This is a genomic window from Isoptericola sp. NPDC060185, assembly GCF_042728595.1.
Taxonomy (GTDB): domain Bacteria; phylum Actinomycetota; class Actinomycetes; order Actinomycetales; family Cellulomonadaceae; genus Isoptericola.
Map to the genome: position 1 here is coordinate 1 of NZ_JBHWYY010000022.1, position 13,026 is coordinate 13,026.

At 71.1% G+C, this 13,026-nt stretch carries 15 protein-coding genes and 1 riboswitch; of the genes, 12 read left to right on the plus strand and 3 right to left on the minus strand.

Features of this window, described 5'->3' with window-relative positions:
• The 9 genes from ACFWDO_RS09795 to ACFWDO_RS09835 form a co-directional block, all read left to right on the plus strand.
• On the plus strand, window positions 1-801 hold an 801-nt coding region (locus ACFWDO_RS09795), incomplete at its 5' end, for a polymorphic toxin-type HINT domain-containing protein (RefSeq protein ID WP_380323945.1).
• 11 nt (window positions 802-812) lie between these two features.
• Complete coding sequence (locus tag ACFWDO_RS09800; protein WP_380323942.1) at window positions 813-1,169, plus strand: hypothetical protein; 357 nt, start codon at window positions 813-815, stop codon at window positions 1,167-1,169.
• A gap of 611 nt (window positions 1,170-1,780) precedes the next feature.
• On the plus strand, window positions 1,781-2,101 hold the full coding sequence (locus tag ACFWDO_RS09805) for a hypothetical protein (RefSeq protein ID WP_380323939.1): 321 nt from the start codon (window positions 1,781-1,783) through the stop codon (window positions 2,099-2,101).
• Complete coding sequence (locus ACFWDO_RS09810; RefSeq protein WP_380346922.1) at window positions 2,098-2,826, plus strand: hypothetical protein; 729 nt, start codon at window positions 2,098-2,100, stop codon at window positions 2,824-2,826. The genes ACFWDO_RS09805 and ACFWDO_RS09810 overlap by 4 nt, the downstream gene beginning before the upstream one ends.
• A gap of 215 nt (window positions 2,827-3,041) precedes the next feature.
• Window positions 3,042-3,467: a hypothetical protein gene (locus tag ACFWDO_RS09815; protein ID WP_380323933.1), complete on the plus strand. Its 426-nt coding sequence runs from the start codon at window positions 3,042-3,044 to the stop codon at window positions 3,465-3,467.
• Between the two features lie 558 nt (window positions 3,468-4,025).
• The gene (locus tag ACFWDO_RS09820) at window positions 4,026-4,916 is read left to right on the plus strand and encodes an NADP-dependent oxidoreductase (protein WP_380323948.1); all 891 of its coding nucleotides are present in this window, start codon (window positions 4,026-4,028) and stop codon (window positions 4,914-4,916) included.
• A gap of 80 nt (window positions 4,917-4,996) precedes the next feature.
• Window positions 4,997-5,103: riboswitch (SAM riboswitch) on the plus strand.
• 5 nt (window positions 5,104-5,108) lie between these two features.
• Window positions 5,109-6,131 (plus strand): methylenetetrahydrofolate reductase, encoded by a 1,023-nt coding sequence (locus tag ACFWDO_RS09825; RefSeq protein ID WP_380323930.1) that lies wholly within the window; start codon window positions 5,109-5,111, stop codon window positions 6,129-6,131.
• Window positions 6,132-6,159: 28 nt separating this feature from the next.
• Window positions 6,160-8,589, plus strand: coding sequence for a 5-methyltetrahydropteroyltriglutamate--homocysteine S-methyltransferase (gene metE / locus ACFWDO_RS09830; protein ID WP_380323927.1), 2,430 nt, complete (start codon window positions 6,160-6,162; stop codon window positions 8,587-8,589).
• Between the two features lie 401 nt (window positions 8,590-8,990).
• Entirely contained in the window at window positions 8,991-9,494 is a 504-nt protein-coding gene (locus tag ACFWDO_RS09835) for an FBP domain-containing protein (RefSeq protein ID WP_380323925.1), read from the plus strand.
• Window positions 9,495-9,563: 69 nt separating this feature from the next.
• On the opposite strand, the gene ACFWDO_RS09840 is transcribed toward ACFWDO_RS09835, so the two are convergent.
• On the minus strand, window positions 9,564-9,821 hold the full coding sequence (locus ACFWDO_RS09840; protein ID WP_380323922.1) for a hypothetical protein: 258 nt from the start codon (window positions 9,819-9,821) through the stop codon (window positions 9,564-9,566).
• Between the two features lie 101 nt (window positions 9,822-9,922).
• Window positions 9,923-10,399 (minus strand): SRPBCC domain-containing protein, encoded by a 477-nt coding sequence (locus ACFWDO_RS09845; RefSeq protein ID WP_380323920.1) that lies wholly within the window; start codon window positions 10,397-10,399, stop codon window positions 9,923-9,925.
• A 16-nt stretch (window positions 10,400-10,415) separates the two neighbouring features.
• Between ACFWDO_RS09845 and ACFWDO_RS09850 the strand changes: the two genes are divergently transcribed.
• Window positions 10,416-10,775, plus strand: coding sequence for an ArsR/SmtB family transcription factor (locus ACFWDO_RS09850; RefSeq protein ID WP_380323917.1), 360 nt, complete (start codon window positions 10,416-10,418; stop codon window positions 10,773-10,775).
• 76 nt (window positions 10,776-10,851) lie between these two features.
• Here the strand turns inward: ACFWDO_RS09850 and ACFWDO_RS09855 are convergent, their stop codons facing one another.
• A complete protein-coding gene (locus ACFWDO_RS09855; RefSeq protein ID WP_380323914.1) occupies window positions 10,852-11,076 on the minus strand; it encodes a hypothetical protein in 225 nt (74 codons plus the stop codon).
• 281 nt (window positions 11,077-11,357) lie between these two features.
• On the opposite strand from ACFWDO_RS09855, the gene ACFWDO_RS09860 reads away from it, so the two are divergent.
• Together ACFWDO_RS09860 and ACFWDO_RS09865 are read left to right on the plus strand one after the other, a co-directional pair.
• Complete coding sequence (locus tag ACFWDO_RS09860; RefSeq protein WP_380323911.1) at window positions 11,358-12,005, plus strand: TauD/TfdA family dioxygenase; 648 nt, start codon at window positions 11,358-11,360, stop codon at window positions 12,003-12,005.
• Complete coding sequence (locus tag ACFWDO_RS09865; RefSeq protein WP_380323908.1) at window positions 12,005-12,916, plus strand: hypothetical protein; 912 nt, start codon at window positions 12,005-12,007, stop codon at window positions 12,914-12,916. Before ACFWDO_RS09860 ends, ACFWDO_RS09865 begins: the two co-directional genes overlap by 1 nt.
• The last annotated feature ends 110 nt before the right edge of the window (window positions 12,917-13,026 follow it).

The following is a 13,026-nucleotide window of genomic DNA, read 5'->3' on the forward strand; positions in this document are numbered from 1 at the left end:
GGGCCGGGCGACGTGACCGCGATCGAGGACATCCGCGCCGGGGACAAAGTCTACGCCCACAACCTCGCCACCGGGGCCGACGAGCTGCAGCTCGTGATGGAGACCTTCGTCCGCACCACCACCACCCTCTACCACCTGACCATCGCCGGACACGTCGTCACCACCACCGACGAGCACCCCTTCATGGTCCGGAACATGGGCTGGATCCTCGCCCGCGACCTCCAGCCCGGCGACATCCTCGTCACCCCCGACACCGGCGACCCCGACGAGAACGGCACGGGCACCGTCACCCTCGACCGGATCGACATCGAGCACCGGCCCGAGGACGACGCGGTCACGGTCTACAACATCCACGTCGAGACCCACCACAACTACTACGTCCTCGCCGGCGACCTGCCCGTCCTCGTCCACAACGCGGGCGGGCACGGCGCCGCAAGCCGGGTGACCGTCCGACAAGTGAAGCAAGCGCTCGGCCGGGCTGGCATGAGTGTCCGGAAGTACGACATCGTCCATGTCCCCAAGATCGACGACTTGGGCGGCTTGATCTACGGCCGGTCCCCGTTCACCGCCGGCAAGGTGTTGACAGGTCCACGCGGCCGGCCGCTCATCGAAATCACCGACATCGGCCTCAGCCCCGCGAATGGGAGGACGGCAATGGAGAACGCGGTCGCAACGGTCCAGCACGAGATCTTTCACCACCGTGCGGCGCTCGCAAGCAGCGGACAGCACCTGGGCACCGAGGCGGCGGCCGAGGCCTACGCCGATGCAATGCTCGACCTGTTCAGGTCACGGATCGGCTGAGGAGCAGAGCGATGAAATCGCTGACCAGCGACGAGACAGCACAGATCTCTGCTGCTTTCGCTGCCCACGGCATCGGGCAGCACCCGGTCACACCGTTCCCTCGCGTCGTCTGCCCGGTCTGCAACGCCGGCGTGGTGCTGCGATACCGCTACCTGCGTCCGCGCGGGGACTCAGGCAATGCTCTGCATGGCTACGTCTGGTGCTCGGCCTGCCTGCGGTACACGGGCTTTGTCGGGGCAGTCCCTGACTGGTGGGGCCAGGTGGACCCGATCTCCGCCGCGGATCACGACGCATACGACCAGGACGGCGTCGACGGGCTCGAACGGATGCTGCGGCGTGCAGCCACGCTCGAGGGCGCGATCTCATGACCGGCCGCCGCCGTCGATGACTCGATGATCGACATCACGCAACTGCTCCGCACGGCGATGGAGAAGAAGGCGGACTGGTCAGCGCATCAGGCCGCGGAGCTTGCCCTCGCGCTGGCGGCGGACGACCGCTCATCGGTGGACTGGGACGACGGTGCCGGCGAGGACTGGATGAGCGTGATCATCGCGAACGAGCGGATCGCGATCTTCTCGGTGTCGCTACCCCTGGCATTCCTGCTGGAGGCGGGAGCGCCGCAGGACGTCGCCACGTCCGCCGCCGTCGTACGGATCCTGCCTTCGACGAGGAATGCCTCTCGTGCGATCCGGACATCTATTCCGAGGCTTTCCGCTACGCCACCGGCGACCTCCCGTTCGAGGCGTTCTCCGCCTGGGATCTCTAGTACGACACGATCTAGGGAACACGGGACCGAGAGGCGCCGCCACCGCCGACCCGCGACCGAGGAGTTCTGTGGAACAACTTCGCTATCTCGCCCGCACTTACTTCCATCAAGACTTCGAGGACGAAGCGCCTACTCCCGTGGGTGTGTTCAAGGCCTTCCGGTCGGGCGAGACAGCCGAGACAGTGCGTCGACGAGACGGGTGCGGAACGCCTCGTGTGGTACCTCCGCGGCCTGGAGATCATCGGCCAGGGGATCCGCGGCCTGAGCGTCCTCGAGCTCGAGGACGAGATCGTGAAGTCGCCCCACGGGCTCCAGATCTCCTGGGACGAGCTGGTCGGTCTGCTCCGGGACGCCGAGGACGTCCACGACCTCATCGCCACGGGTCACCGCACTCCGGTTGCCCTCCGGGTCGACGCCGCAGCGGGAGCATACGAAGGGTGCATGGCCGTCGTCGAGGTGTTCGACAGCAGCACCTACCGGGTGGGGTGGGATCCGCTGGCGGCATCATCGACAACCTGGCGGAGGAACCCGTGAAAGGCACGTTCAGTCCGGTGATCGAGCGGATCGAGCCCGACGCCCTGCGGTTCCTCCTGAATGTCCCCGAGGAAGACCGCCGGGATCTCCCCCCGGCGATGCTCCTCCCGGCCGAGCCGGATGCTGAACCCGACCTGACCGCCGAGCTCGGGCGGCGCTGGGGCGAGCTCGCCTGGCGTGGTCTGGGCACGTGGTTCGACACACCGTCCGCACCGGGCAAGGGCTTCGACGACCGCTACCCGGGGCTGGTCGAGAAGGTGGTGGCTCGGACGACGAGCGCCACCCCTCGCGGACTGGTCGCCCGGTCGGAGTGGGCGTTCCTCGACTCGTCAGCCGCCGAGCTGCACCAATTCGTCGCCGACGTCCGACGGTCCCGTAGCGGCGGGTCGTGCCTGCTCGTCCTGCCTGCCGACGCCGACGCGCGCGTCTGGTACGCCCCAACCCTCCCCCTGGTGCACCGGCCGCTGCTCGCCTTCGAGAGCGCGCCCGGGATGGACACCTCAGCGGCGAGCCGCGAATCCGCCCTGTCGTTCCTCCGAGCCGTGGCCTCGTCGGGCTTCGCAGCCCTCGTCCCACTGAACCTGCACCCATGGGGCGGCTACGTCGTCATCGGCGACGAGTCGTTCCTGACCCACCTCGCCGAGCTGCTGGCAGACGTGTCAGTGGGCCTCGCTGACGTCACCGTCGACCAGGTCCTCTCCCGCGCAGGTCGTGCCGCGCTCTAGACGGGCTGGACGCAGCGCCCACGAGATCACCCGTCGCACCATCGACGACCTGAGGAGGAATCCGTGAAAGGCGCCTACATCATGGCGACCGACGACGACCTGTACGCGCAGATCGAGCGCGCCCTGGTCGATCGTGGCGGGCGTGCGACGCGGCAGGCTCCGCCTGTGACGGAGCCCGTCCCGCCCCACCCGCTCACCGCGAGGAGAACCCATCGATGACACTCGACGCGCACGACGTCCGGGAGCTCGCCGCGGGACTCTCATCACCGACCTCCGAATCGCGCGACCTCGCCGCGGAGAAGGTCACCGACTGGCTTGCGGTGGGCATCGACCCCACGCGTGCGGCCGCACTCTCGCGCGCCCTCGAGGTCGCGATCTCCCTGGAGGACGACGAGCGGGCCCTGGAGGCGCAGCTCAACGCCCTGAGCGAGGTCTCCGCGCTCGGCCTCGTGCCCCGGGACGTGCTCGCTCGAGTCATCGCCAGCAGAGCATGGGACGAACGCTGGGCCACCGCCTTCGTCGAGGGTCTGCGGGAGGACCTGGCCGTCGCCCCCGACGACGATCCGTCGAGGACGGCCTGGCACACGGCACGCCCCTCGAGCGCGGCCGACCGCGCGACCGATCGGCCCGCATCCCGGTGACGTCCTCAACCGCTGCCTCGCCGTCGTCATCGGGAGCCACCGCACACCCGCCTGGTCGCTCGGCCCCGCCCGCGAGGCCGCGCACGCCGGGACCTGGGACGCCGTCGTCGCCGCGTCGCTGCCCTCGGCGGCGCGGTTCCGACCCGTCACCGACTCCAGCATCCACTCCTCCTGCGTTTACGAGTCCTCGGACGGCGACGCCCTGTACGTCTCGGCCGTCCTGCCCTGGCTGATGGTCTGGAGCGGCCGGGGGCACCGCTTCCTCGATGCGCCCCCGCCCTGGGTCCGAGGGCTGACCGACGTCGGTATCTCCTTCCTCGACTCCTCCGCGGCCCGGACGCTCAGCCCGTATGCCGACGCGGACGCCGGCCGCCGCCTCACCTGACCTCGAGGTCCTGTTCGAGTGGACCGAGGGATCCGACGGCCCGGACGCGTCGACCCTCGTCGACCCCTGGCACCCCCGACGGACGGCGAGACCAGGGACGCGCGCCGCGACGCTGGCCACCCGAGCCCGCGCGGGGGACGATCGACCCACCGGAGGAGGACGACGTGCGCGCGATGGTGTTCGAGAGGTTCGGCGGCCCGCAGGTGCTGCACCCGGCGGAGGTGCCGGCGCCGCAGCCCGGGCCGGGGCAGGTGCGCGTCCGCGTGGAGGCGGCGGCGGTCAACGGCTGGGACGTGAAGTCCCGCGCCGGGACGACGGGCTCGCCGGAGCCGACCGCACCGGTCGTGCTCGGCCTCGAGGTCGCGGGGGTGGTGGACACGCTCGGCGACGGCGCGACCGGCGTCGCGCCGGGCGACCGGGTGGTGGGCTTCGCCGTCGGCGGCGGCTACGCGGAGCTCGCCCTCACAAGAGTCTTCGCGCGCGTCCCCGATGGCCTCGCCGCGACCGACGCCGTCACGCTCCCCGTGGCGGCGGAAACCGCGACGCGCGTGCTGCGCCTGCTCGGCGCGCGGGCGGGCGAGACGCTGCTGGTGCACGGGGCGTCGGGCGCGGTGGGCGCGCTGGCCACCCAGCTCGCGGTGCGCCGCGGCGCCCGCGTGATCGGGACGGCGTCCGCGCGGAATCAGGACCGCGTCGCCGCGCTCGGCGCGACGCCGACCACGTACGGCGCGGGCCTGGTCGAGCGCGTCCGGTCGCTCGCGCCTGACGGCGTGGACGCCGTCCTCGACACGACGGGCGCGGGCGTCCTGCCCGACTCGATCGCCCTGCGCGGCGGCACCGACCGGATCGTCACGATCGCCGACGACACCGCGGCCGACCTCGGTGTGACGGCCAGCTACAGATCCGAGCGGGACGCGGGCGAGCTCGCCGACGTCGTCGCCGCCCTCGCCCGCGGCGACCTCACCACCACCGTCGGCGCCGTGCTGCCGCTGGCCGACGCGGCCCGCGCGCACGAGCTCGTCGAGTCCGGGCACGCGGGCGGCAAGGTCGTGCTGGTGCCCTGATCAGGGGCGTCACCCCGCCGTCGTCTCATCAGTCGGTCGCGCCTTCGCCCGCATCGCGGATGGTGCGTACGATCGAGGTCCAGCCATCCAGAGCGGCCGAGAGTCCTGGCTCGACGACGCCGCAGCAACCCGTTCTCCGACGGAAGCCTCCCGAGGACGAAGGTGCTCACGCCAGGATCGATGGAGTGACGCATGGTCGCAGAGGCATCCCTTTCGCCCACCCCGGCGCTGCCGGCACGCCCGACGATCTCGTTCGAGCTCATGCCGCCGCGCCGGCCGGACGCCGCCCCCAAGTTCTGGGAGACGGCGCGCCGGCTCGTGGCCGCGCGCCCCGACTTCGTGTCCGTGACGTACGGCGCGGGCGGCGGTGACCGGGCGACCGCACGGCAGGTCGTCGCGACGCTGCTCGAAGGCACGCCCGTCCTGCCCGTGGCCCACCTGACCTGCGTGGGCGCCCACCGCGAGGACGTCTCGGCCGTCATCGACGACTTCCTCGACGCCGGCACCCGCGCCTTCCTCGCCCTGCGGGGCGACCCGCCGAAGGACCAGCCGGACTGGGCGCCGCCCGCCGACGGCGTCGCGTCCTCGATCGAGCTCGTGCAGCTGCTGCGCGAGGTCGAGGCCCGCCGCTGCGCCAGCGACCCGGGAGCGGCGCTGCGCGGCGCCGCCCGCCCGCTGACGATCGCCGTCGCGACGTTCGTCGACGGCAACGTCCAGGCGGGCACCACCCGGGCCCAGGAGGTCCGGCGCCTCAAGGAGAAGCAGGACGCGGGAGCGAGCTTCGCCATCACGCAGCTGTTCTACGAGGCCGACTCCTACACCGACTTCGTCGCCGAGGCCCGCGCGGCCGGGGTGACGATCCCGATCCTCGCCGGGCAGCTGCCCACGACCGAGCCGCGCCGGCTCCGTCGCGTCGAGGAGCTCACCGGCGTCGTCGCGCCCCGGCACCTGCTGGACGCGCTCGACGCCCTGCCGGACCCGGAGGCGCAGCACGCCTACGGGACGGCGCGCGCCGTCGAGCTCGCCCAGCGCGTGCTCGACGCCGGCGCCCCCGGCATCCACGTGTACACGTTCAACAAGTACCGTCCCGCTCTGGACCTGCTCGAGGGTGTGCACCTCGGCGGACCGGCGCCCTCCGACGACCCGTCGGACGGCGCGGACCTGGCCAGAAGGCCGTGGGTACCGAGCATCCCGACCCAGGCTCCCGCCGTCTGACACGCGGAGCCCGACCTCAGGAGTGCTCATGTCCACCACATCGACCAGCCCCACCCCCGCCGCGGCGTTTCCCGGCGGCACGATCCTCGGCTACCCACGCATCGGGCGCCGTCGCGAGCTCAAGAAGGCCGTCGAGTCGTTCTGGGCCGGGCGCACCGACGCCGTCGACCTGGAGGTCGCAGCCGGCGCGCTGCGCCGCGAGACGGCGCGCCGCCTCGTCGGCCTCGGCCTGAACGCCGACGACGGCTCCGTCCCCGGCGCGTTCTCCTTCTACGACCAGGTGCTCGACGTCGTCGCGCTGCTGGGCGCCGTCCCGGAGCGGTTCCGCGACCTGCTCGACGACGAGGACGGCTCCCTCGAGCTCGACGGCTACTTCACCGTGGCCCGCGGGCGCGGCGAGGACGCCCCGCTCGAGATGACCAAGTGGTTCGACACCAACTACCACTACCTGGTCCCCGAGATCAGCGAGACGACGCCGGTCTCGTTCGCCGACCACCGCATCGTGCGCGAGTACGCCGAGGCCAAGGAGGCCGGCGTCACCACCCGGCCGGTGCTCGTGGGGCCGGTGACGTTCCTCGCCCTGTCGAAGGCGGCCGACGAGGCGGGCGAGGGCTTCCACCCGCTCGACCGGCTCGACGACGTCGTCGCCGCGTACGCCGACCTGCTGCGCGCGCTGGCCAGCGTCGGCGTCCCGTGGGTGCAGCTCGACGAGCCCGCCCTCGTCACCGACTCCCTCGACGTGCCCGCCGAGCGCCTGCACGACGCCGTCCGGTCGGCGTACCGGACGCTCGCGACCGACCTCGCGAGGGCCACCGACGATGCCGGCTCGGAGGACACCGACGTCGAGGACTCCGGCGCCGAGCGGCCCGCGATCCTCGTGACCGCGCCGTTCGGCGGCCTGCACGACGACGCCCTCGCGCTCCTCGCCGCGACGGACGTCGACGCGATCGCCATCGACCTGGTCAAGGGCGCGGCGCCCGACGGCCCCGTTCCCGGGCTGGAGCGCAAGACCCTCGTCGCGGGCGTGATCGACGGCCACAACGTCTGGCGGGCCGACCTGGCCGCGAAGCTGGACGTCGTCGAGTCGCTGCGGGGCCTCGGCGCCGGGGCCCTTGCCGTCGGCACGTCGACGTCGCTGCTGCACGTGCCGCACGACGTCGAGGACGAGGTCTTCGACACCGCGGCCGCGGGCACCACGCTCGACCCGCGCCTGCGCGACTGGCTCGCCTTCGCCGACCAGAAGGTGGGCGAGGTCGCGACCCTGGCCCGCGCCCTGGCCGACGGGCGGGACACCGTCGCGGACGAGGTCGCCGCTTCGGCTGCGGCTGTGGCCTCCCGCGCGACGGCGGACGGCGTCGTCGTGCCCGCGGTGCGCGCGCGGGCCGCGGCGCTCACCGACGCCGACTTCTCCCGCGGCCCGTACGCCGAGCGCGCGGCCGCGCAGGCCGCGCGGCTGAACCTGCCCGCGCTCCCGACGACGACGATCGGCTCGTTCCCGCAGACCCCGGAGATCCGCGCGGCCCGCGCTGCGTGGACGAAGGGCGAGCTGCCCGACGCCGAGTACTCCGCCGCGATGCGCGCGGAGATCGGGCGCGTCGTCGCGCTGCAGGAGGAGCTGGGCCTCGACGTGCTGGTGCACGGCGAGCCGGAGCGCAACGACATGGTGCAGTACTTCGCCGAGCAGCTCGACGGCTTCGCGGTGACGGCGAACGGCTGGGTGCAGTCGTACGGGTCGCGGTGCGTGCGCCCGCCGATCCTGTGGGGCGACGTGCAGCGGCCGGCCCCGATCACCGTCGAATGGTCGGCGTACACGGCGTCGCTCACCGAGAAGCCGGTCAAGGGCATGCTCACCGGACCGGTGACGATCCTCGCGTGGTCCTTTGTGCGCGACGACCAGCCGCTCGGTGACACCGCGAACCAGGTGGGGCTCGCGCTGCGTGACGAGATCGCGGACCTGGAGGCGGCGGGCATCCCCGTCGTGCAGGTGGACGAGCCCGCCCTGCGCGAGCTGCTCCCGCTGCGGCGCGCGGACCAGGAGGAGTACCTGCGCTGGTCCGTCGGGTCGTTCCGGCTCGCGACGTCCGGCGTCGCGCCGGCCACGCAGGTGCACACCCACCTGTGCTACTCGGAGTTCGGCGAGGTCATCGGCGCCATCGACGGCCTCGACGCCGACGTGACGTCGGTCGAGGCGGCCCGCTCGCGCATGGAGATCGTGCCGGAGCTCGCCGACGCCGGGTACTCCCGCGGCATCGGGCCGGGCGTCTACGACATCCACTCCCCCCGCGTGCCGTCGGCCGGCGAGGTCACCGAGCTGCTGCGGCTCGCGGTGAAGTCGATCGACCCCGCGCTCGTGTGGGTGAACCCGGACTGCGGCCTCAAGACGCGCCGGTACGCCGAGGTCGAGCCCGCGCTCGCGCACCTGGTCGAGGCGGCCCAGGCGGTCCGCGCCGCCCTCTGACCCGTCCCCCGGGTTGCCGAACAGGCAGTTGGCACCTTGATGGGGCCATTTCGAACCCCATAACGGTGCCAACTGCCTGTTCGGCGTCGAGCCTGGACCGGGTGACGGAATTCTCGTCGACCCGGGCGACGGATCGTGGCACCATGGATGGGCCGGTCGTGCCGCGGAGGCACGAGCGGACCAAAGACTTCACGAGCGAGGAGCGAGCGATGCCGGGCGTCGCAGGGAGCGGGGTGGGCCACCAGGCCTGCTCGGGCAGTCCCGCCTGCCCCGTCGTCGTCCCCCGCTGACCAGTTCAGCAGGAGGCGACGCGGGGCTTCGTCATGCCCACCGTCGCCGCCCGACGCCGCTGCTCGCGCCGTCATCCCGGTGACACCCCGCTCACCGAAAGCCGAACCCTCATGAACCCCCTGACCGAGAAGCAGCTCCGCGACAGCCTCGTCAACGCCACCCGCAGCGAGCGGCAGCGCCTCCTGCCCCCCGACCTCTCCGAGGTCCGCTGGGACCGCATCGACTACCTGGGCTGGCGCGACCGCAAGCAGCCGCTGTCCGCGTACGTCGTGACCTGGGTGGACGACGCCCCGCTCGGCGTCCTCCTGCGCTCCAACGACGGCACCGGCCGGCGTCGTGCGGCGATGTGCGCCTGGTGCGAGGACGTCGTCGCGACGAACGACGTGCAGCTCTACGTCGCCAAGCGCGGCGGCGCCGCGGGCCGCAACGGCGACACCATCGGGACGCTGATCTGCAGCGACTTCCACTGCTCCCGCAACGTCCGCCGGCGGCCGACCTTCGCCGAGGCGGGGTCGGACGACGAGGGCGTCCGCGCGGTCATCATCGAGCGTCGCGTCGACGCCCTGCGCTCCCACGTGCGCCGCTTCCTCGACGAGGTGCGCCGCACCGCCTGACCCCGCCCGGCCTGGTGCCGAACAGGCACTTGACACCGCTATTGCGGGGATTTCTCCTCGATAACGGTGTCAGGTGCCTGTTCGGCGTTCCGCCTCGGCCCGCCCCAGGGCCCGAGCGCCGGAGACGAGGACGTCGGCGAGGAACGCGACGCCGGCGCCCACGACGAACGGGACCAGCCACGGCGGGTCACCGTCGTCGCGCGTCAGCCCGTAGATACATGCGGCGAGCACGAGGATTGCGGCCACCGCTCGCCAGGCGCGGCCGGCGCGCAGCACGACGAAAGTCAGTGCCGCCGTCGCGATCCCGATGAGGAGCGTGGCGTCCATGGGTGTCCCCGATCCGTCGACCGACCTGCTGGAACGGCCGGCGGCGTGCGACGTCGCGCGGCGTGCGCTCACGGTAGCGCCGGGCGACGGTCGGCGCAGCCCTACCGGTAGAAGCCGTCGCGCAGGTTGATGCCGTGCTCCACCCACGCCTTGAGGGCGGCGAGCATGCCCGTCCAGCCCTCGCAGTTGCCGAACGCGTTCTTCGCGCCGCCGGGCGTGGCGGACCAGGCCGACTCGGAGATGGTGACGAGGGTGCGGGTGTCGTCGTCGAGGGGCTCGAGCTCGAACGTGGTGGTGGTCGTCGCGGAGCCGCCCGCGGCCTCGGAGCCCTCCCAGCGGATGACGATGCGCCGCGGCGGGTCCGCCTCGACGACGGTGACCGGGAAGCGGCCGGGGAAGTCGGCGAAGTCCCAGGTCACGTCGGCCCCGGGCTCGAGGCGCCCGCGGGCACCGCCGGTCGTGAAGTAGCGGGACAGCTGTGCGGGGTCGGCGATGGCCTCGTAGACGTCGCGGCACGGGCGTGAGACGCGGCCCGAGACCGTGAAGGTCAGCTCGGTGAGTGCCTGCTTCTCGTTCATGTTGTATTTTTATCACATGAGTGCGGAGACGACCAGAGAGCCGGACGACGACCTGGTGTTCAAGGCGCTGGCCGCACCGGTGCGGCGGCGGATGCTCGACGCGCTCAAGGCGTCCCCGCGGACGACGGGCGAGCTCTGCGGCCTGTTCCCCGAGCTCGACCGCACCACCGTGCTGCAGCACCTGCGGGTGCTGGAGCGCGCGGACCTGGTCACGGGCCGCAAGGTCGGGCGGGAGCGTCACCTCGCCCTCGCGCCGCTGCCGATCAAGCGGCTCCACGACCGGTGGATCGGCGACTACGCCCGCGCCGCCGTCGACCTGCTGGAGCACCTGGACGAGACACCCGGCGCCCCGGGGGCACCTGACACGAGCCCCTGAGACGACGAGCCCTGACACGACGAAGACCTCCGCGACGCCGTCGTCACGGAGGCCCGTCGGTGGGGCGAGAGGCGGGTCAGCCCCGCTCGTGCGCGCCGATCATCGGGAGACCGAACGCCAGCGCGACGAGGACGATCCCGCCCACGACGAAGTAGGGGTCCAGGGTCGGGTTGCCGCCCGACGCGCCGGAGCCGAACAGGACCAGACCGCCCAGGAAGAGCACGAACGCGCCGATGAAACGGCCGAGGACGGCACCGGTGGGCTCGGACTTGACGCGCGGGTTGACCTGGAAGTCGCTCATGGTCCGAGGATATGCCGCCCGCGGCGGGCAGGGCCAACGGACATCTGCAGGCATTCCTGCCGCAACTAACTGCCTCTGAAGTGCCAGAACGCGGCGGCCTCCCGGAGCGGCGGGCGATGCCTGGCGTGGCGATGGGCGAACCGTGTATCGGCTGGGCGGACCGGAGGCCCGGAGCACCTAGCCACCTCCAAGTCGCCGATCAGGACCACATGCACAGCGATCCCCCATGCGACGCTGTGCTGCCGTTGTGGCGCTGCAGGATGGGCCTAATGTTGGCGGCTGTGGAGATCGCAGACCTCGTTCGCCAGGCCAAACTCACAGGATGGGCAAGCTCGGTGCTGCCAACTCACCAGCGCCTCGAGTATCCGGTGAGGTCCGCGTTTACGAGCCTCGGGATGACGCCGGTGCCGACCCGGGCTGGAGAGTCGGAAGTCGCAGTGCTGCGCCCGACCGCGCAGACGGACGCGAACCCCGCGTCCCTCAGCGCTCAGGTAGGGCTCGGTCAGCAACCGCTGCATACCGACGGGGCGCATATGCGGCGCCCTCCCGAGATTGTGGCGCTCTGGTGTACGGAGCCGTCTGCAACACCGACCCGGCTGTGGACCGGTGCCTGGGACGTCGCGCAGAAGTTTGACTCAGCAGGCATCTTCATGGTGCAGCCGGGCGGAACCCCGTGGCTGACCCGTGCAGTCGAGAACCAACGCCTGCGCTTCGACCCAGGCTGCATGACCCCGTGCGACGCAATGGCTAGGCGGCTCGACACGACTCTGCGTAACCCGTCACCGGATGAGGTGATGGCCTTCGAGTGGAACGAGCCAGGCAAGATCCTGGTCGTCGACAATCGGCGAATGCTGCACGGACGCGGTGCTGTGGACCCTGCCGACATTGAGCGCGCCCTGAACCGCATCGCGCTCTACGAGGAGGAGTGATGACCGCTTTCGATCCGCAGGCGTTCTGGGCAAAAGCGACTCTGTTTCTCAACCGAGCAATGGAGCCGGGTGACATGCGCAGTGAGGACGAACGCCGACTGTGGGCCTCGCTCGCGCTTGAACAGTTGGCGAAGTGGGCGCTGGCGGAGACATCGCCGGTCCTGGTCGCTGACCCGGTAATCGGAGATGGCGGTCAGTTGCTGCGCGCCCTCGGGCTGCGTGAGTCGGTGGGGAGCGTGACGGTCGGCGCAAGCACAGCATTCAAGCGGTGCGAGGTCATTTACCGACCGTTCAGCGCGAAGGACGCAACGAAGTTCTCCGAAGCTCGCAACGAACACCTGCACGGTCCGGAGATTGCCCTAATTGGCATTCCGGCGGAAGCGTGGTGGATGAGGTTCTGGTCGCTCGTTGACATCCTCCTCTCGGCCCACGGTCAGTCGCCCATCGACCTTGTGGGTTCGGCGCGCTCAGCGGAGGTCGAGGAGCACATCTCACGCAGTGCGAAGGCCATCGAGAAGCGGGCTGAGGCGCTGGTCGCCGGAGCACAGCGCAACCTCAAGCGGTACGACGATGGCCTGATGTCCGGCACCGAGCAGAAGAGGTGGGATCGGGTGACCAAGGCCCCGATGGGGGTCGGGTTGAAGTACAACGCCGAGGCAACGTGTCCGGCGTGCGAAGCGACCGGTTACATCGAGGGCGACTACCCGGAGAGCGAGGAATACCAATCACCTGAGGATTACGACGAGAGTCCCAGCCTTGAAGTCGAGTTTTACGCAGACTACTTCATGTGCCCTAACTGCCACCTCGTTCTCGAAACCGCCGAACTTGTCGTCGCCGGAGGTATCGATGGCCTGTTCACCGTTTACACGGAAGCCCCTGAGTACTACGAGCCCGAGTACGGCAACGACTGACACATCGCCATTGGTGATCTAGGCCAAATTGGCACCCTAAACTGAAATCGGGGATACGTGGGCCATTGAGCTGCCGTCGACGGGTGGTGCGCCCTAACAATTTAGGGTTC